This window comes from Agrobacterium fabrum str. C58 (assembly GCF_000092025.1).
GTDB lineage: Bacteria > Pseudomonadota > Alphaproteobacteria > Rhizobiales > Rhizobiaceae > Agrobacterium > Agrobacterium fabrum.
Map to the genome: position 1 here is coordinate 1,547,969 of NC_003062.2, position 18,892 is coordinate 1,566,860.

General features: G+C 58.3%; 18 protein-coding genes. 9 read left to right on the plus strand and 9 right to left on the minus strand.

Annotation, left to right across the window (positions count from 1 at the left end; all coding sequences use genetic code 11):
- Positions 1-8 precede the first annotated feature (8 nt).
- From ATU_RS07695 to yajC, 3 genes are all read right to left on the minus strand, one after another.
- Positions 9-401 carry an Mth938-like domain-containing protein gene (locus ATU_RS07695; protein ID WP_010971713.1) on the minus strand — a complete coding sequence of 131 codons (393 nt, stop codon included), beginning with the start codon at positions 399-401 and terminating at the stop codon, positions 9-11.
- Complete coding sequence (secDF, locus tag ATU_RS07700) at positions 401-2,974, minus strand: protein translocase subunit SecDF (RefSeq protein ID WP_010971714.1); 2,574 nt, start codon at positions 2,972-2,974, stop codon at positions 401-403. Before secDF ends, ATU_RS07695 begins: the two co-directional genes overlap by 1 nt.
- Before the next feature lie 82 nt (positions 2,975-3,056).
- Entirely contained in the window at positions 3,057-3,404 is a 348-nt protein-coding gene (gene yajC, locus ATU_RS07705) for a preprotein translocase subunit YajC (RefSeq protein ID WP_006316308.1), read from the minus strand.
- A 207-nt stretch (positions 3,405-3,611) separates the two neighbouring features.
- Between yajC and ATU_RS07710 the strand changes: the two genes are divergently transcribed.
- Positions 3,612-4,484, plus strand: a complete 873-nt coding sequence (locus ATU_RS07710) for an ATP-binding protein (protein WP_006316309.1) — start codon at positions 3,612-3,614, stop codon at positions 4,482-4,484.
- A gap of 5 nt (positions 4,485-4,489) precedes the next feature.
- Here ATU_RS07710 and ATU_RS07715 read toward each other — a convergent pair whose 3' ends face one another.
- Positions 4,490-5,092, minus strand: coding sequence for a serine O-acetyltransferase (locus ATU_RS07715; RefSeq protein ID WP_010971715.1), 603 nt, complete (start codon positions 5,090-5,092; stop codon positions 4,490-4,492).
- Between the two features lie 490 nt (positions 5,093-5,582).
- Between ATU_RS07715 and fdhA the strand changes: the two genes are divergently transcribed.
- The gene (gene fdhA / locus ATU_RS07720; protein WP_035216779.1) at positions 5,583-6,773 is read left to right on the plus strand and encodes a formaldehyde dehydrogenase, glutathione-independent; all 1,191 of its coding nucleotides are present in this window, start codon (positions 5,583-5,585) and stop codon (positions 6,771-6,773) included.
- A gap of 87 nt (positions 6,774-6,860) precedes the next feature.
- On the opposite strand, the gene ATU_RS07725 is transcribed toward fdhA, so the two are convergent.
- Entirely contained in the window at positions 6,861-7,523 is a 663-nt protein-coding gene (locus ATU_RS07725) for a TetR/AcrR family transcriptional regulator (protein ID WP_010971718.1), read from the minus strand.
- A 115-nt stretch (positions 7,524-7,638) separates the two neighbouring features.
- Here ATU_RS07725 and ATU_RS07730 point away from each other — a divergent pair, with 115 nt between their 5' ends.
- The gene (locus ATU_RS07730; protein WP_010971719.1) at positions 7,639-9,033 is read left to right on the plus strand and encodes a cytochrome P450; all 1,395 of its coding nucleotides are present in this window, start codon (positions 7,639-7,641) and stop codon (positions 9,031-9,033) included.
- 55 nt (positions 9,034-9,088) lie between these two features.
- Here ATU_RS07730 and ATU_RS07735 read toward each other — a convergent pair whose 3' ends face one another.
- The 3 genes from ATU_RS07735 to ATU_RS07745 all read right to left on the minus strand — a co-directional run bounded on the left by ATU_RS07735 (position 9,089) and on the right by ATU_RS07745 (position 11,214).
- Entirely contained in the window at positions 9,089-9,292 is a 204-nt protein-coding gene (locus tag ATU_RS07735; protein ID WP_003502851.1) for a DUF3126 family protein, read from the minus strand.
- A gap of 120 nt (positions 9,293-9,412) precedes the next feature.
- Positions 9,413-10,237 carry a serine O-acetyltransferase gene (cysE, locus tag ATU_RS07740; protein ID WP_006316316.1) on the minus strand — a complete coding sequence of 275 codons (825 nt, stop codon included), beginning with the start codon at positions 10,235-10,237 and terminating at the stop codon, positions 9,413-9,415.
- Positions 10,238-10,437: 200 nt separating this feature from the next.
- Positions 10,438-11,214, minus strand: a complete 777-nt coding sequence (locus ATU_RS07745; RefSeq protein ID WP_010971721.1) for an alpha/beta fold hydrolase — start codon at positions 11,212-11,214, stop codon at positions 10,438-10,440.
- 170 nt (positions 11,215-11,384) lie between these two features.
- On the opposite strand from ATU_RS07745, the gene ATU_RS07750 reads away from it, so the two are divergent.
- Together ATU_RS07750 and ATU_RS07755 are read left to right on the plus strand one after the other, a co-directional pair.
- Positions 11,385-11,630 carry a zinc-finger domain-containing protein gene (locus ATU_RS07750; RefSeq protein WP_003495891.1) on the plus strand — a complete coding sequence of 82 codons (246 nt, stop codon included), beginning with the start codon at positions 11,385-11,387 and terminating at the stop codon, positions 11,628-11,630.
- Positions 11,631-11,659: 29 nt separating this feature from the next.
- Positions 11,660-12,841: an FAD-dependent monooxygenase gene (locus ATU_RS07755; protein WP_010971722.1), complete on the plus strand. Its 1,182-nt coding sequence runs from the start codon at positions 11,660-11,662 to the stop codon at positions 12,839-12,841.
- Positions 12,842-12,850: 9 nt separating this feature from the next.
- Here ATU_RS07755 and ATU_RS07760 read toward each other — a convergent pair whose 3' ends face one another.
- Entirely contained in the window at positions 12,851-14,038 is a 1,188-nt protein-coding gene (locus tag ATU_RS07760) for a cystathionine beta-lyase (RefSeq protein ID WP_010971723.1), read from the minus strand.
- 377 nt (positions 14,039-14,415) lie between these two features.
- Here ATU_RS07760 and ATU_RS07765 point away from each other — a divergent pair, with 377 nt between their 5' ends.
- The 4 genes from ATU_RS07765 to ATU_RS07780 all read left to right on the plus strand — a co-directional run bounded on the left by ATU_RS07765 (position 14,416) and on the right by ATU_RS07780 (position 18,690).
- Positions 14,416-15,438, plus strand: coding sequence for an amino acid ABC transporter substrate-binding protein (locus tag ATU_RS07765; protein WP_035216729.1), 1,023 nt, complete (start codon positions 14,416-14,418; stop codon positions 15,436-15,438).
- A 109-nt stretch (positions 15,439-15,547) separates the two neighbouring features.
- A complete protein-coding gene (locus tag ATU_RS07770; protein ID WP_006316324.1) occupies positions 15,548-16,744 on the plus strand; it encodes an amino acid ABC transporter permease in 1,197 nt (398 codons plus the stop codon).
- Between the two features lie 2 nt (positions 16,745-16,746).
- Entirely contained in the window at positions 16,747-17,904 is a 1,158-nt protein-coding gene (locus tag ATU_RS07775) for an amino acid ABC transporter permease (protein WP_006316325.1), read from the plus strand.
- A 12-nt stretch (positions 17,905-17,916) separates the two neighbouring features.
- Positions 17,917-18,690, plus strand: a complete 774-nt coding sequence (locus ATU_RS07780) for an amino acid ABC transporter ATP-binding protein (protein ID WP_006316326.1) — start codon at positions 17,917-17,919, stop codon at positions 18,688-18,690.
- Positions 18,691-18,892 lie beyond the last annotated feature (202 nt).

Below are 18,892 nucleotides of genomic sequence, written 5' to 3' on the forward strand. Positions count from 1 at the left end.
AAACGCCCTCAGCCTTCGACGGCAATCAGCGCCGCGGCTACGGCGCGCGATTCCGAAAGGATGATATTATAGGTCCGGACCGCGGCACCCGTGCTCATCGGATCGATCGAAATGCCAGCCTCCTTAAAAGCCGCACGCAATTCTTTCGGCAGGACCCGCATGCCGTCACCCGTGCCGATCAGCAGCACTTCGATATCCTGCGCTTCCGCCAGAACCTTTTCGAAATGCTCGACGGTCAATTCTTTCGCATCAATGGGTTCCCACCCGTAAATGCCCGAGGGCAAAAGCAGAAGAGAGCCGCGATGCGACATGTCGGCAAAGCGGAAGCCGCCATTGCCATAAGCATCGAGGGGCGCCCGGCCGGGAAAGTGGGCCGGGCGTATTTCGATCCCGCCGGCCATCAGACGGCAGGCTTGCCGCCAATGGCGCCGGTGTTGTTTTCTTTCTTGTCGTCCTTTTCGTCTTCCGCATCCTTGCTGTCAGGACGCAGCTTGAAGGCGATCAGCACCGGAGCCGCGATATAGACCGAGGAGAACACGCCGATACCGACGCCGAACAACATGGCGAAGGTGAAGGAACGGATGACCTCGCCACCGAAGAGATACAGTGCCAGCAGTGCCAGAAGCACGGTCAGGCCGGTAAGGATCGTGCGCGACAGGGTCTGGTTCAGCGATACGTCGATGATCATCGAAAGCGGCATCTTCTTGTATCGCCGGAGGTTTTCACGGACACGGTCGTAGATGACGACAGTGTCGTTCAGCGAATAACCGATGATCGTCAGGATCGCCGCGATACTGGTCAGGTTGAACTCTATACCCAGGAAGACGAAAAGGCCGATGGTGAAGACCACGTCATGCACCATCGAGATGACCGCACCGAGTGCAAACTGCCACTCGAAGCGAACCCAGATGTAGACCATGATCGCCGCCATGGCGAGCAGGACACCGATCGTGGAAGTAACGGTCAGGTCACCGGAGACGGCCGGACCAACGACTTCCACGCGACGGAAGTCGTATTTGTCCTCAAGTTCGCCGCGAACCAGCGTGATGGCCGACTGCTCGGCATTTTCGCCGCCGTCCTGCGCCTGAATGCGGATGAGCACATCCTGCGGCGAGCCGAAGTTCTGAGCCTGGATTTCACCGAGGTTGAGCTGGTTCAGACGCTCGCGGATGTCAGCAAGATCTGCCTCACCCTGCTTGGCGCGCACTTCGATGACCGAGCCACCCTGGAAATCGATGCCGAGGTTCAGACCCTTGGCGACGAAACCGCCGACGCAGGCGAGCATGATCACACCGGTGATCATGAAAACCACGCGGCGATAACGCATGAAGGGAATATCGCGACCATCGAACATGGCCGTGCGTACACCCTTCGGCAGATGTTTCGGACGGCTGCGGCGAACCCAGTAGCCGAACATCCAGGCCGTCAGCGTATAGGCCGTGAACACGGTGGTAATGATACCGACCGCAAGCGTGACGGCGAAGCCCTTGACCGGACCAGTGCCCATGTAGAACAGCACGCTCGCCACGATCAGCGTCGTCAGGTTGGCGTCGATGATGGTCGCAAAGGCGCGTGTAAAACCATTATCCAGCGCCTGGATCAGCGGTTTGCCGCTCTTCACCTCTTCGCGTATTCGCTCATAGATCAGAACGTTGGAATCCACCGCCATACCGATCGTCAAGACGATACCGGCGATACCGGGCAAGGTGAGCGTTGACCCGATGACGCTCAACACCGCGATCAACATTACGACGTTGACGATAAGCGCGATATTCGCCAGCAGGCCGAAGAAGCCGTAGAAGACGAACATGAAGATGAGGACGCCAACGGCGCCGATGGCGCTGGCCGTAAGGCCCGCGGTGATGGAGTCGTTACCGAGGCTCGGACCGACGGTGCGTTCTTCAACGACCGTTAGCGTGGCCGGCAGTGCACCGGCTCGCAGCAGAACCGCGAGATCATTCGCACCCTGCACCGAGAAACTACCGGAAATCTGTCCCGAACCGCCGATGATGGGCTCGCGGATGACAGGCGCGGAAATAACCTGATTGTCGAGCACAATGGCGAAAGGCTTGCCGACATTCTGCTGTGTCGCCTGCGCAAAGCGCTGCGCGCCGCGGCTGTCGAAGCGGAAGGTGACGACGGGTTCGTTGGTCTGCTGGTTGAAGCTTGCCTGTGCATCGACGAGATTGTCGCCGGACACGAGTGCGCGACGCTCCACCAGATAGGGAACCGGCGGATCGTCCTGCGAGTAGAGAACTTCCGAGGTTGCGGGCGGACGGCCGTTCATGGCGTCCTGCGCCGGCATGGTCGTGTCTACCATGCGGAAGGACAGCTTTGCAGTCTGGTTGAGGAGCGATTTCAGGCGCTGCGGATCCTGAAGACCCGGCACCTGCACGATGATGCGGTCGGAACCCTGCCGCTGGATGAGCGGCTCGGTCGTGCCGACTTCGTCAACGCGGCGGCGCACGACTTCGATCGACTGCGAAACGGCCGATGACAGACGGTAATCGATGCCCTCATCCGTCAGGTTGAGGCGCAGCAGACTGTCGCCGCCGTCATTCATCGTCACTTCTGTAATGGAACCGCCGACCAGCGTTCCGGCAGACACCGGCTGCGTCAGATCACGAAGTGCGGTCTTGGCGGCTTCCATCTGCGCGGGATCGCTGATGCGAACCTGAATTTGCTGGCCGTTACCGGTGAGCCCCGAATAGCGGATGTTGGCGTCGCGAAGCTGTGTGCGCACATCGCCGACGATCGTCTCAAGCCGTTCCTTGACGATGTCGGAACGCTCGATCTTGAGCATGATGTGCGAGCCGCCCTGAAGGTCGAGACCGAGCGTTACCTTGTTGTCCTTGTACCAGGCAGGCATGCTCTCCAGCTGTTTTTCCGAAAACAGGTTGGGAGAGGCGATGAAGACGCTTGCCAGCACAAGCAGCCAGATGAAGACTGTTTTCCAACGGGAAAAATGAAGCATTTCGATCTCGGTCAGGGTTGGGGTTGCACGGACAGCGCAACCCGTCAAAATTCGCAATCGGGCATCCGGTTGTCCGGCAGGATCAGGAAGCGGCTTCCGTCTTGACCACTTCGCCCTTCACACGCACTTCGGCAATATAAGCGCGGGCAGCACGGATTTTCACGCCTTCGGCGATTTCGACTTCGAGTTCATTGTCGTCAATGACCTTGGTCACCTTGCCAACGATGCCGCCGCCAAGAACGACCTGATCGCCACGGCGAATGCTGGTCAGCGTCTCCTGGCGCTTCTTCATCTGCGCGCGCTGCGGGCGGATGAGGAAAAAATACCAGACGACCATAAGCGGCGCAAACAGGAAAAGCATCTCAAGGCCGGAACCGAAGCCCGATGCGCCGCCCGATGCGTCCTGGGCAAAAGCTTGACTAAAAAACATATAAAACTCCTCAACGATTACGGCACGACCTCGTATGCCGCCCCAGCTTTCAAGCCGCCGGAATATAGTGGGGAACGCCGGGATTGCAACAGATGCAGGGCCCTCGCCGTACCGATTCCGGACCTCTTAGCCTTTATGGGCCGGAAACACCATGCTAGGCCGGGCGCAAAACAGAGTTTTGAACACCAGACAAGCGGAAGAAACACCATGATTCGAGAAGAAACGGCCTCCCTGCTTCTTTCAGAACTGCGCCGGCTCACCAACGCCGTGGAGCGGCTTGCCGGACCGGCACCCGCTGCAAACGACTGGAATGCGGCGGATTGTTTCGTCTGGGCGCCGCTGAACTCTTTCCTTCAGCCGGTTCCCCGCCCCAACCGCATCGCACTGAAACTCATTCGCGGCGTCGATCATGTGCGTGACATCCTCCACGAAAACACGTTGCGTTTCGCGGAAGGTTTTGCCGCCAACAACGTGCTGCTGTGGGGCGCGCGCGGCATGGGAAAATCCTCGCTGGTGAAGGCCGTTCACGAAGATGTGCGCGCCGCAAGCGGCGTTTCCCTGAAGCTGGTGGAAGTGCACCGCGAGGACATCCACACCCTGCCCGCTTTGCTCGACATACTGAAAATCTCGGATCAGCGCGTCATTCTGTTTTGCGACGACCTTTCCTTCGATCATGACGACACGGCCTACAAATCGTTGAAGGCGGCCCTTGATGGCGGTATTGAAGGGCGGCCCGACAATGTCCTCTTTTATGCGACCTCCAACCGCCGTCACCTCCTGCCGCGCCATATGATGGAGAACGAACAGTCAACCGCCATCAATCCCTCGGAAGCGGTCGAGGAAAAGGTGTCGCTGTCGGATCGTTTCGGCCTGTGGCTCGGCTTCCACAAATGTAGTCAGGAAGACTATCTGACGATGATCGACAGCTATGCAGAGCATTTCGATCTGGGTCTCGACCGCGACACCCTCCATCACGAAGCCCTGGAATGGGCGACGACCCGTGGCGGGCGCTCGGGTCGCGTGGCATGGCAATATATCCAGGATGCCGCCGGCCGCCTCAGGAAACCGCTCGACAGATAGGCGCTCTACAGCGCTTCGTCGACCCTTGCTCCGGCACGCCTTATAATACGGGCGGGAACCCCGACAACAACGCAGTCTGCCGGGATATTTTTGACGACAACAGCGTTGGCACCAACTTTCGCGTTGTCGCCAATAACGATGTTCCCGAGCACTTTCGCGCCTGCGTTGATCGTTACGTTGTCGCCTATTTTAGGCGCCCCGGTCGAGTCGACATAGCCGATCGTTACCTGTTGGTTAATCCAGCAATCTGCGCCGATCGACTCCGCAGAGATAATTGTGGCGAAGCCGTGCTGAATAAAAAAGCCGGGGCCGATGGTCCGGGTGTGAATGTGCAGCGTATTTTCAGGGCGGGACAGGAACTTAAAAAAACGCGCTCGCGGTACGCGATAATAAAAAAGATTACGAAATTCCGGCGCCAGAGACAACAACTCTACCACACTTGCGACGAGGCCTGATCGCCCACTTATCTTCTTTCCAAGAAGTTTTTCGCTCCACACTTCTATGTCTCTGAATATTGGATTATCATGCCGCGATGACATAAGTAAAAAAATATGCGGAGCAACAATAAATGCGGATAAAGCAAAATATATTTTCTTAAATACAGACATATTAAACTCCAAAAACACACAGTGCAATTTATCGACTACAATATAAATTTTATGCGAAGAGCGGCCGCCATTCTTCCCAAGCCTCTTTGCTGCTTTGGGTTATTCCTGCCGGTAGCCGATTTCGCCATCGATCCAGACAAATTATCATGAAGGCTTTCGTCTGCTGAGTGAAGAACGAATATGTCGGATTACGTGTCGTTGCGACCACACGGCGTGTCGTATTTCCGAAGGACAAACTGCGTTTCCCATGGTTTGTTGGCGATGTACGGGCCGAGGAGGAGTTGTCAGCCAGATAGCCGACCTCCGCAACATTTCGGTGGCCGCGATGCGATGATTGAGAGGCTATCCGGGTAACTGAGTTTACAGCTCAAAATCTCGCACATCCTTCGACGCGGGATTTCGCGTCGGAACGGTTGAAGTGCATTTCGATAAAATTATGCCCGCGGAGGAGCGGGCCGGCATTGATGTTCAAACCACGGAGGAGATGGATATGAGCAGGAACAGAGGCGTCGTTTACCTGAAACCAGGCCAGGTCGAAGTCCGCGACATCGACGACCCGAAGCTTGAGGCGCCGGATGGCCGCCGCATCGAGCACGGCGTCATTCTCAAGGTGATTTCCACGAATATCTGCGGCTCCGACCAGCACATGGTGCGCGGCCGCACCACCGCGATGCCGGGCCTCGTCCTTGGCCATGAAATCACCGGCGAAGTCATCGAAAAAGGCATCGACGTCGAAATGCTGCAGGTCGGCGACATCGTCTCCGTGCCGTTCAACGTCGCCTGCGGCCGTTGCCGCTGCTGCAAGTCGCAGGATACCGGCGTCTGCCTGACGGTGAACCCGTCACGCGCCGGCGGCGCTTACGGTTATGTCGATATGGGCGGCTGGATCGGCGGACAGGCCCGTTATGTCACGATCCCTTATGCCGATTTCAACCTTCTGAAATTCCCCGATCGCGACAAGGCGATGTCGAAGATCCGCGACCTTACCATGCTATCAGACATTCTGCCGACCGGCTTCCATGGCGCGGTCAAGGCAGGCGTCGGCGTCGGCTCCACGGTTTATGTCGCCGGCGCCGGCCCGGTCGGTCTTGCCGCCGCCGCCTCCGCCCGCATTCTGGGTGCGGCCGTTGTCATGGTCGGCGATTTCAACAAGGATCGTCTCGCCCATGCGGCAAGAGTCGGTTTTGAACCCGTCGATCTTTCCAAGGGCGACCGGCTGGGCGACATGATCGCTGAGATCGTCGGCACCAATGAGGTGGACAGCGCCATCGACGCCGTCGGCTTCGAAGCCCGCGGCCATTCCGGCGGCGAACAGCCGGCCATCGTTCTTAACCAGATGATGGAGATTACCCGCGCCGCCGGCTCCATCGGCATTCCCGGTCTCTACGTCACCGAAGACCCCGGCGCGGTTGACAATGCGGCAAAGCAGGGCGCCCTGTCGCTGCGCTTCGGCCTTGGCTGGGCGAAGGCGCAATCCTTCCACACCGGCCAGACACCGGTGCTGAAATATAATCGTCAGCTGATGCAGGCCATCCTGCACGACCGCCTGCCGATTGCCGATATCGTCAACGCCAAGATCATCGCCCTTGATGATGCCGTGCAGGGATATGAAAGCTTTGATCAGGGCGCGGCCACCAAGTTCGTGCTTGATCCGCATGGCGATCTGCTGAAGGCAGCCTGATATAACCGACAATTTTTCCAGGGAATGAAGGCACCCGCGGCAATCTCGCCGCGGGTGTTTTTTGTCTCCTGTCTCCGACTGGAGATATTACGCTTCGCTTGTGGCAAGCGCTTCGAGCGCGGCGATGGCGTCCGCCGAGAGGTAAGGCCTGAACAGGCTTGAGACCTGCCGCAAGCCCCACTCCAGTTGCTGCGGCCCAAATTCGCTGACACCTTCCTGCAGAGCGAGATAGGCGGCCCAATAGGTCGAGACGATCCACAGATTGGTCAAAACCGCATCGCGCTCGCTTTCGGGAATAGTTATGAGCCCCGCTTTCTGCATGCGCCCGATAATGTCTCCGACGGCAAGCCGCATCGCAGCACTTATCGTCCTCACCGGCTCCACCAGCCCCGGCGCGAGCGCAAGCAGACCGACGAGATCACGAAACAGAAAGCGGTAATTCCACACCAGCGAGAACCATTGCCGCAGGAAACCGGCATAGGTTTCCGCCGCCCCTTCATCCGCCCTATCGACACTTGCGACCAACGCCACCGCATCGACCTCGAAACGCGCAAACAGGGCAAGAACCAGCAATTCCTTGGTACGGAAATGGTAATAGAGATTGCCCTCGTTGATCTTCACCGCTTCGGCAATCTCCGCCGTTGTCACACGGTCTGGCCCCCGCCCGTTGAAGAGATCGAGAGCGGCGTCCAGAATCCTGTCGCGCGTGGAGGATCGAGCGCGCGCCGGCCGTTCCGCATCATTGCTCATTATCGAAATCGCATCCCGCTATTGAAATTTAAGGTACTCACCTTAAATCAGTCAAAATAAGGTATGCACCTTAACAGCAAGTTGCCATTGTTCAACGGGCATAAAGGACCTGAAGATGACCGAAATCGGCTTTCGCACCCCGTCCACCGATACGACCGGGGCGCAACCCGTATCGAAACTCGCCACGGCACGTCTCGCCCTTTCCCTTATCCGCAACCCTTTGAAGGCATTGCCGCCGGAGATTTTCAGCGAACCGGCGGTGTTTACCCGCCTCGGCGGTGTCATGCGGGTTCATCTGGCCGATCCGGTGCTGATCCACGAGGCTTTGGTGAAGAATGCCGCTCTCCTCGGCAAGGGTGAAGATGTACGCCGGGCACTCGGCCCCGCGCTTGGCCAGGGGCTTCTGACGGCTGATGGCGATCACTGGAAATGGCAAAGGCAATCCGTCGCCGCCGCCTTCCGCCATGAAAAGCTGCTGGAATTGCTACCCGTCATGATCGAGACGGCGCGGCGCACGCAAAAACGCTGGCGCTCGTCTTCCACCGCCGACATCGATATCGGTCATGAAATGATGCGGACCACCTTTGACATCATCGTCGAAACCATGATGTCCGGCGGATATGGCATCGATATTGCGCGTGTCGAACAGAGCATTACCGATTATCTGAAGCCGACAGGCTGGACCTTCGCGCTCGCCATGCTGGGTGCGCCGGAATGGCTGCCGCATCCCGGCCGGCGAAAATCCCGCGCCGCTGTCGATTATCTGCGCGCCAGCCTTGCGACGGTGATCACCGGCCGGCGGAAAAACCCGACCGACCGACCCGATCTCGTCTCCATGCTGCTGGAAGCCAAAGACCCGGAAACCGGCCGCATGATGAGCGATGAGGAAATCATCGACAATCTGCTGACTTTCATTACCGCCGGCCATGAAACGACGGCGCTCGGCCTTGCCTGGACCTTCCACCTTCTGTCGCAGAACCCGGAAACGGAAAGAAAAGCTGTCGAGGAAATCGAGGCCGTTACCGGCGGTGAGCCGGTCGCGGCCGAACATATCGCCAATCTCGCCTACGTCAGACAGGTGTTTTCGGAGGCGATGCGGCTTTACCCGCCTGCCCCCGTCATCACGCGCACCGCGCTGCAGGACTTCCGGCTTGGCGAACACGATATCCCGGCCGGAACCGTTTTGTACGTTCCGATTTATGCCGTTCACCGGCACACGGCGCTGTGGGACGAGCCAGAACGCTTCGACCCGTCACGCTTCGAACCCGAAAAGGTGAAAGCGCGCCATCGCTACGCCTATATGCCGTTTGGCGCCGGGCCGCGCGTCTGCATCGGCAATGCTTTCGCGATGATGGAGGCCGTGGCGATCCTTGCCGTCATCCTTCAGAAGAACCACCTCGAAAACAGAACCATGGCGTCGGCGGAACCGCTGATGCGGGTGACATTGCGACCGCAGGAGCGGCTGATGATGAAAATCACCCAGCGACAAAACAAATCGCCCGCGGTGTAACCACCACGGGCGACTGTTTTAATGCGAAAACCCATCCGTCACCGGATGGTGCCGATCAGAGATCGACGTCAAGGATCGCCATGGAGAAGTTGTACGAGCGGTCGCCGTCTTCGTCATCGATGTAGACGACGCCGAGAAACTCTTCGCCCAGATACACTTCGGCGGAATCATCCTTGCGCGGACGCGCCTTGACGATCATCTTCTCGTTGAAGGTGCGCTTGAAATAGGCGTCGAGTTTTTTGATTTCGTCGGCTTTCACCACTATTCTCCTGTGCGGTTCGGGTTGGGCCGCTTTTGGCATGGGACAAAGGCGAAAGTAAAGTGAAAGCGGCACATCGCCCATGTCTTTCCCATGGACGAGTGCAATATTCACGGCCTCTCAGATATCGGCCCCGATGAGCTGGTCCATCAGACGCGAGGGTTCCGAACACCCTGCTTCTCCCACCACCCGCGCCGGCACGCCGGCAACCGTGGTCTTCGGCGGAACGGGTTTCAGCACCACCGATCCGGCGGCAATACGCGAGCAGCTGCCAATCTCGATATTGCCGAGAATCTTTGCGCCTGCCCCGATCATCACCCCATTGGCGATCTTCGGATGGCGGTCTGCCCCCTCCTTGCCGGTGCCGCCAAGCGTCACGCCATGCAGGATCGAAACGTTGTCGCCGATAACGGCGGTCTCACCAACCACCAGTCCGGTGGCATGGTCGAGGAAGATGCCCTTGCCGATGCGCGCGGCCGGATTGATATCCGTCTGGAAAATGCTCGACGAGCGGCTTTGCAGATAAAGCGCCAAATCCTTGCGGCCCTTCTGCAGCAGCCAGTGGGCAAGGCGATGCGTCTGGATAGCTTGGAACCCCTTGAAATAAAGCAGCGGCTCCATGAAGCGCGTGCAGGCGGGGTCGCGGTCGTAAACGGCCTGGATATCGACGCGCAGCACACTTCCCCATTCCGGCCAGTCCTCCAGCATGTCCTGGAAGGTCTGGCGCAGAAGAACTGCCTGCATGTCGGGATGATCAAGGAGCTCGCAGATACGGTAGATCACACATTCTTCGAGAGAGCGGTGATTGAGGATCGTCGAATAGAGAAAGGCTGACAGCAGCGGGTCCTGCGCCGCAGCGCTTCGGGCCTCATTCAGCAGGCTGCCCCAGATCGGATCAACGATCGCCAGCTGTTCAGGCTGACGGGCCTCAGTACGTGCGACCATGAATGGTCTCCTCGTTTGCATTGGTCGTTCTTTATACAAAAAAAGACGCGCATTAGAAATGGGATTCGAATGACGACTTTAAAGACGGCAATGCTTCAGTTTTTCTTCATGCAGCATAAAAAACCGTTTCTTGCCATCCTCCGCGTTGCCGCATTTGTGGACGGAAAACCGGGCTCCGGTTTTGCTGGACATGCCCCACATCAAAGCGAGCGGTAAAACTCCAGCACCGCCGCCTTGAACACCCGGTCGCCAACGGCCAGCATATGGTCGCGGCCGGGGATGTCGATCGCCCGCGCATGCGGCATGATCGCGGCCAGCTCCGCACCCGATCCGGCGATGTCGTCCTTCGTTCCAACCGCGATCAGCGTCGGGGCATCGATCTTTTGTGCCTGTTCGCGCGTGACGAGAACCCGCGATGTCTCGATGCAGGCGGCAAGCGCCAGCCGGTCACTTTTGGTCTGGTCCGCAAAGGCGCGGAACATGCGGCCGCGCTCATGGGTGACCACATCGAGCGAAGGGGCAAGCAGCGCCTCCGCGATCGGATCCCAGTCGCCCACACCTTCCACCATGCCGATGCCGAGCCCGCCGAACACCAGCGAACGCACACGTTCCGGATGAGCCATGGCCAGAAAGGCGGAAATCCGCGCACCCATGGAATAGCCCATCACATGCGTTTCCGCGATGCCGAGATGATTGAGCAGCGCCACGGCATCCCCTGCCATGACCGACGGGTAATAGGCCTCGGAATCATGTGGCTTGTCACTTGCACCATGGCCGCGATTGTCGATGGCAATCACCCGGTAGCCCGCCTCTCCCAGCGTCTTCACCCAGCCGGGATGCACCCAGTTGACATTGGCGCTGGAGGCGAAGCCGTGGATCAGTAGAACCGGATCACCCGCCGGATCGCCCTCATCGAAATAGGCAAGGCGAAGGCCGTCATGGGAAAAATCGGAAAATTGCGGCAGGTTGAGATTCATCAAGGACATCCTTTTTGCCGGACCATATGGCAGGAAAGCGCAAGATTGAACATGTTTTGCTGACGATTTTTATGGAGATGCAATGCGTTTGAGGCTACATATCCGCAACGACGAGCCGATGCGAGAAGACGGATTGCGGCTCGATAACGATATTGCATTTGGAGACGAACATGGCCGGGCATTCCATTCCCCACTTCCAGAACGATGGCGGACACAGCGTAATCGAGATCGGCGTCAAGGAATTCATGTGCACCGGCGCTTCCGTGCCCTTCGATCATCCGCATATCTTCATCGATATGGGCGACGACAATGAGAAGGTCTGTTCCTACTGCTCCACCCTTTACCGTTACAACCCGTCGCTGAAGGCCGAGCAGACCAATCCTCCGGGCTGTGTTTTCCATGTGAAGGCCGCCTGACCTTCCACTCTTCCTGATCGGGGCGCATCATGCCCATAAAATCCGTAGCCATTATCGGTGCCGGCATTGCCGGTCTCACCGCTGCCCTTGCTTTTGCCCGGCACGGTATAGACTGCGACATCATCGAACAGACCGGCGAGCTGGCGGAAGTCGGCGCCGGCCTGCAGCTTTCCCCCAATGCCGCCCGCATTCTGGCCACGCTCGGCGTCCTGCCTGACATCGAGGCGCGCTGGACCGAACCGGTCAGCGTCGACCTCGCCTCCGGAAAATCGCTGACCACGCTGCTCTCTCTGCCAATGGGCGCGGTCGCCCGCAGCCGCTGGGGCGCACCCTATGGGGTGCTACACCGCTCGACGCTGCAAAGCGCGCTTCTCCAGGCGGTGACACGCAATCCCCTCTGCCGGCTGCATCTCGGCAAACGTATCGAAAACGCCACCGCCGATGTCATTGCCGCAACGACGTTTCGTGATCACGATCTGATCGTCGGCGCCGACGGCGTCTGGTCGGCGGCCCGTTTCTCCGTGCCGGCGGCACCCACCGCCACCTTCTCGGGCAATGTCGCCTGGCGCTTCACCGTCGCCGCAGAAGAGGTGCCGTCCGCCTTCAACAAAACCACCGTCACGGCCTATCTCGGCTCCCGTGGCCATATCGTTGCCTATCCGCTGAAGGAAGTCGGTGGCTTCAACATCGTCGCCATCGCGCTCGGCGCCGATCCCGGTGCGACGTGGCGGGCGGAATCAAGCGGGCGGCAGAAAGCCCTTTTGCTGGAGCAATTTCGCGACTTCAGCCCTGACATCGTCCGATTGCTCGATTCATCTGAAAATCCGACCTTCTGGCCGCTCTACCAGGCCGGCCCCGGCCGCTGGCACAATGGCCGCGACACGGTGCTGATCGGCGATGCCGCACACGCCATGATGCCCTTCGCCGCCCAGGGTGCGGCCATGGCAATAGAGGATGCGTTCGAACTTGCGGGAACGATGGCAGGTAGTAACGGCGAAAAGCCCCTGCCCGTGCCGCAGGCCCTCGCCGCCTTCGAGGCGCTGCGCCTGCCGCGCATAGAAAAGGCCCGCAAGCGGGCCTCTCTCAATCGTTTTGCCTATCATGCCAGAGGCCCGGTGCGCATCGCACGGGACCTGGTATTTTCCACCCGTCCCCCGGAAGCTTTCCTGAAGGACTTCGACTGGCTCTACGGCTATCACGCCAGGGGCTGAGGGCTGGGCTCAGACCCCGGCCGCGGCTGAAAAACCGGCCTCGAGGTCTTTCTTGAGATCGGCGACATCCTCGAGCCCGATCTGCAGACGGATGACCGGTCCTTCCGACGGGCCCTTCGCAATCGTTCTGTCGACGAGCGATACCGATACGGCAAGCGATTCGTAGCCGCCCCAGGAATAGCCGAGCCCGAAGAACGTCAGCGCATCAAGGAAGGCAGATGCCGTCTGTTTGTATTTGCCCTCTTCCGCCTTCAATACGAAGGAGAAGACACCGCTCGCGCCCTTGAAATCACGCTTCCAGAGTTCATGCCCGGCAAAGCTCGGCAAGGCCGGATGCAGCACGCGCACAACGTCGTCGCGACCCTCGAGCCATTGCGCGATATCCAGCGCGCTCTTCTGATGGTGTTCCAGCCTGATCCCCATGGTGCGCATGCCGCGCAGGATCTGATAGGCATCGTCGGGGGTGACGCAGATGCCGAGATTGGTGTTGGCCTGATAAAGCGCTTTCCAGTACTTTTCATTGGCCGAAACGAAGCCCATCAGCACGTCGGAATGGCCCGAGGGATATTTGGTGGCGGCGTGAATGGAGACATCGACGCCGAAATCGAGCGGCTTGAAATAAAGCGGCGTCGCCCAGGTATTGTCCATGGTCACCACGCAATCATGCCGGTGAGCGATGTCAGTGATCAGCCGGACATCCTGAATCTCGAAGGTGTTGGAACCCGGCGCTTCCAGATGCACGAGCTTCGTATTTGGTCGGATAAGCGCCTCGATGCCAGCCCCGATCGCGGGATCGTAATACTCCACCTCCACGCCCAGCTTCTTCAGCATGGTGTTGCAGAAACGGCGGGTGGGGAAATAGACGGAATCAACGATCAGCGCATGATCGCCAGCACCGAGATAGGCAAGGAACGGCACGGTAATCGCCGCAAGGCCCGACGGGACGAGAATGGTTCCGAAAGAACCTTCCAGCTCGTTGACCAGATTGCAGAGCGCGTCCGTCGTCGGCGTACCATGGGTGCCATAGGTGTATTTCTGGTCTTCGGTCGAAAGCGTCTCCGCATCGGGAAAAAGCACGGTCGAGCCACGCACGATGGGAGGATTGACGAAACCGAAACAGTCCGCGGGATCGTTGCCGCCATGGGTCAGGCGCGTATTCACACCTGCGGCGGAACGCAGGTCATTGGTCTTGGTCATTTCAGATCAGCTTTCGAAGGAACAGTGACGCGTGCGACAATGCTGAGAGCACACCGCAAGGTCAAGTCCCGCGAAGAGCCTCGAGGCGGGCAAATTGATCCATCATGGAGCAGCATACAAGAAGTATACAAAATTCGTGCAAGTGCATTTTCTCGCAAAAATATGCTTATATTTTCACCCTTTGCACACTTCCCGACCAAAATTTGGAAAATTCCGTTTTATAGGCACAATTATTGTCCCCACGTCTTGACCCCGCTGCCAATTGCGATTGTGATAGAAAAAGCGGATCGAAAAGGTCTTGCTGAAGGGGGAGCTGGGGTAAAAGAAAACATGCCGGTCCTCTTCCATCGACGATAACAAACAAAAGGTTGGGAAAAATGAAAAAGGCAATTCTGTCGGCCGCTATCGGCGCAGCAGTTTTGGGAGGAGCCTCGGTCGCTTCGGCTGCGACGCTTCAGGATGTGAAGGGCAAAGGTTTCGTCACCTGTGGCGTCAGCGCCGGCATTCCGGGATTCTCCAATCCCGATGACAAGGGCGAATGGTCCGGCATCGATGTGGACTATTGCCGTGGTATTGCCACAGCGGTTTTCGGTGACCCTTCCAAGGCGAAGTTTGTCGCTCTTTCGAGCAAGGACCGATTCCCGGCTCTCCAGTCCGGTGAAGTCGACGTTCTGACCCGTAACACCACCTGGACCATCAGCCGCGACACGTCGCTCGGCTTCAACTTCCGTACCGTCAACTATTATGACGGCCAGGGCTTCATCGCCAAGAAGGGCCTCAACGTGAAGTCCGCCCTTGAGCTTTCCGGCGCCGCCGTCTGCGTTCAGACCGGCACCACCACCGAACTCAATCTCGCCGACTATTTCAAGACCAACAATCTGCAGTACAATCCGGTGGTTTTCGAAAAGGAATCCGACGCGACGTCTGCTTATGATTCTGGTCGTTGCGACGTCTACACCACCGACCAGTCGGGTCTCTATGCAATCCGCCTGAAGCTGAAGAACCCTGACGACAACATCGTTCTGCCTGAGGTCATCTCCAAGGAGCCGCTTGGCCCAGCCGTCCGCCAGGGTGACGACCAGTGGTTCGACATCGTGACCTGGGTTCATTACGCCATGGTCAACGCCGAAGAACTTGGCATCACCTCCAAGAACGTCGACGAACAGAAGACCAGCGCCAACCCGGACGTGAAGCGTCTGCTCGGCACGGAAGAAGGCACCAAGATCGGTACCGATCTCGGCGTTGGCAATGACTGGGCCTACAACATCGTCAAGCTGGTGGGCAACTACGGCGAAGTCTTCGACCGCAACGTCGGCGCAGGCTCTCCGCTGAAGATCGAGCGCGGCCAGAACGCGCTGTGGACCAAGGGCGGCCTGCAATACGCACCGCCGGTCCGTTGATCGGCCCCATCATCGGCTAGATCACGACGGGAGGCTGGGCAACGCCCGGCCTCCATTTTAGAATTATATAAATAAGCTCGCAAAGAGCATATAAAAGGGAAAGGTGCCTATGGCAGGCAACGCGGTCAGTTCGCAACGATCGCGCGCGCAAAGCGCGTCGTCACTTATCTACGATCCACGCATTCGCGGCATTTTCTATCAGGTCCTGACAGTCGTCATCCTGACCGCCTTCGTCTGGGTCATCGTGACGAATACGATCACCAATCTTCAACGGTCAAACATTTCGTCCGGCTTTGGCTTCCTCGATGGAAGAGCCGGTTTCGATATCGGCCAGTCGTTGATCGCTTATACGAGCGACTCGACCTATGGCCGGGCTTTGATCGTTGGTATTCTCAACACGATCCAGGTCGCATTTTTCGGCATCATCGCCGCCTCGATCATCGGTTTTATCGTCGGTATCGCGCGGTTGTCCAATAACTGGCTGATCTCGAAGCTCGCGCAGGCCTATGTGGAAATCTTCCGCAACATCCCGCCGCTGCTCGTCATCTTCTTCTGGTACAAGGGCGTCATCTCGGTTCTGCCGCAGGCGCGCGATTCGCTGGAGCTGCCGCTTGGAAGCTATCTCAACAATCGCGGCTTCTTTTTTCCCAAACCACTCTGGGGAGAAGGCACCTGGCTGATACCGCTCGCCTTTCTGGTCGCAATCGTCATCAGTTTTTTCGTTTATCGCTGGGCAAAGGCGCGACAGGAACAAACTGGCCAGCAATTCCGCACCGGTATCACGGCCGCACTTCTCATCATCGGCCTTCCGGCCGCGACATTTCTGGCGCTCGGTTCACCGCTGACATTCGATTACCCGATTGCCGGACGGTTCAACCTTTCTGGCGGCTCAGTCGTGGCACCGGAATTCATGTCGCTGTTCCTGGCCCTGTCCTTCTACACCGCTTCCTTCATCGCCGAGATCGTTCGCGGCGGCATCAAGGCCGTGGCGAAGGGGCAGACGGAGGCTGCGGACGCGCTAGGACTTCGCTCGAGCACCACGACGCGTTTGATCGTCGTGCCGCAGGCAATGCGCATCATCATCCCGCCACTCACAAGCCAGTTTCTCAACCTGACGAAAAACTCCTCGCTTGCAGTCGCTGTCGGTTTCGCCGACATCGTCTCCGTCGGCGGCACGATCCTGAACCAGACGGGTCAGGCGGTTGAAGTCGTCGCGATCTGGCTGGTCATTTATCTCTCGCTGTCCCTGCTCACGGCCCTGGTCATGAACTGGTTCAACGCGAAAATGGCCCTGGTGGAGAGATAACGATGACAATAAGCAATCACGCTTTCGTGCGACAGACCATCGAGGACGCCAGACCCGCGCCCTCGAGTGCGGTCGGCTTCGGCCATTGGCTGCGCACCAAACTCTTCGCCACACCCAAGGACACTGTCCTGACGGTGATCGCCCTTGCCCTGCTCGCCTATCTGGTTCCGCCCATCATCAAGTGGCTCTTCATCGATGCGGTGTGGACCGGCAGCGATCGTTTCGCCTGCCTGACCGTTTCGCAAGGTGGCGCACTACCGGATGGCCAGTCCGGCGCGTGCTGGGCTTTCGTGTCCGCCAAGCTCGGGCAGTTCGTCTTTGGCCGCTACCCGATCGATGAGCGCTGGCGTCCCATCCTTGTGATGGTGACATTTGCCATCCTGCTCGTGCCCATGCTTATCCCCAAAGCGCCGTTCAAGCGCCTCAACGCGCTGGCGCTTTTCATCATCCTGCCTTTCATTGCGTTTTTCCTGCTTATCGGCGGCGTCTTCGGCCTGCCTAAGGTTGAAACGCAGCTCTGGGGCGGCCTCATGGTGACGCTCATCCTGTCCTTCTTCGGGATCACGGTGTCGTTGCCCTTCGGCATTCTTCTGGCGCTCGGGCGGCGATCGAACCTGCCTGTCATCAAGATGCTCTGCGTGCTCTTCATCGAAGTCATCAGAGGCATCCCGCTGATCACCGTCCTGTTCTTCGCCAGCATCATGTTGCCGTTGTTCCTGCCCGACGGCTGGACCTTCGACAAGTTCCTGCGCGCGCTTGTCGGTGTGTCGCTGTTCTCGTCTGCCTATATGGCGGAGGTGATCCGCGGCGGTCTGCAGGCCATTCCCAAGGGGCAATATGAAGGTGCTGACTCACTCGGCCTGAACTACTGGCAGAAGACGAGGCTGATCGTGCTGCCGCAGGCGCTGAAGCTCGTCATTCCGGGCATCGTCAACACCTTCATCGGGCTGTTCAAGGACACGTCGCTGGTCTCGATCATCGGCATGTTCGACCTGCTCGGTATTGTCACACTCAACCAAGCGGATGCGAACTGGGCGACGCCGGTCACCGCCATGACTGGCTATATTTTCGCAGGCTTCGTATTCTGGATATTCTGCTTCGGCATGTCGCGTTATTCGCTGTTCATGGAACGGCACCTCGACACCGGGCATAAACGATAAGGGACGCTCAAAATGGCAGAAAACCAAGCAAAAAAACTGGCCGTCTCGACAACGGACGTCGCAATCGAAATCACCGGCATGAACAAGTGGTATGGCGATTTCCACGTATTGCGCGACATCAACCTGAAGGTCATGAAGGGCGAGCGCATCGTCATCGCCGGTCCTTCCGGGTCGGGTAAGTCGACCATGATCCGCTGCATCAACCGGCTGGAAGAACACCAGTCGGGTTCGATCCAGGTCGATGGCATCGAGCTTACCAACGACCTCAAGAAGATCGACGAAGTGCGTCGTGAAGTCGGTATGGTGTTCCAGCACTTCAACCTCTTCCCGCATCTGACGATCCTCGAAAACTGCACGCTGGCGCCGATCTGGGTTCGCAAGATGCCCAAGAAGGAAGCCGAAGAAGTGGCGATGCACTATCTGAAGCGCGTCAAGATCCCCGAGCAGGCGCACAAGTACCCCGGCCAGCTCTCCGGCGGTCAGCAGCAGCGTGTGGCGATCGCCCGTTCGCTCTGCATGAAGCCGAAGATCATGCTGTTCGACGAACCAACCTCGGCGCTCGATCCGGAAATGGTCAAGGAAGTGCTCGACACCATGGTCAGCCTTGCCGAAGACGGCATGACCATGCTGTGCGTGACCCACGAAATGGGCTTTGCCCGCCAGGTCGCAAACCGCGTCATCTTCATGGACCAGGGCCAGATCGTCGAACAGAATTCGCCCGCCGAATTCTTCGACAATCCCCAGCACGAGCGCACACGGCTGTTCCTCAGCCAGATTCTGCATTGATCGTAGACAGGCGTCTGGGGCGGACGTTTTTCAATTGCGAACTCAGAAACGGGACCTCACGGTCCCGTTTCTTTTTTGAGACTGAAACAGAGAGCCGAAAGTAGAAACGGAGATATTGATTATTTTATTCCTGACCGAAGCAGCAATGCTTGAATTTCTAATTGGTCAACCTGATATATTCATGGCGAAAACTTGATCGCTG